A 398-nucleotide genomic window follows, 5' to 3' on the forward strand; every position below is an offset into this window, starting at 1 on the left:
ATGGCGGATGGCAACGCTGGAGACGGTCGCACCCGGTTGTAGGCATTCCTGAACGACCTGGACCTTGAACGGTTTGGGGTAAGAGCTTCGTTGGCGCATGGAAATCCTAACGTTAAGGACGAACGCGTCCGCTTAAAAATACGCGGACACCATCGCCCTTAATGCTGGAGTTCGGAAGGTGACTTGGCTGGACGCTTACGAATAGAAGTCTATTCCGAACGCATTAGTATCACTTGACACTCATTGCTACTCCCTTGAAGGCGCCCTTGATACCCGACCAGGCGAGGGTGGGGTTCCTGTATTCCTTGATCGTCGTAACGGCCGAAAGAAGAAACGCGGAAACCACCGCGAACATCGAACCATAGAAGCGCTTGTTGAATCGTGTGGCAGCGCGGTTG

Annotated in this window: 1 protein-coding gene and 1 pseudogene; both read right to left on the reverse strand. The window is 53.8% G+C overall.

The window, feature by feature from the left end; all coding sequences use genetic code 11:
- A partial coding sequence (locus V6943_RS20575) for a transposase (RefSeq protein ID WP_445324164.1) occupies positions 1 to 99 on the reverse strand: 99 nt, incomplete at its 3' end.
- Positions 100 to 229: 130 nt separating this feature from the next.
- Positions 230 to 398 (reverse strand): annotated as a pseudogene (locus V6943_RS20225) (glycosyltransferase family 2 protein); the annotation flags it as partial.

The organism is Pseudomonas sp. CBC3 (genome assembly GCF_037967085.1).
GTDB lineage: Bacteria > Pseudomonadota > Gammaproteobacteria > Pseudomonadales > Pseudomonadaceae > Stutzerimonas.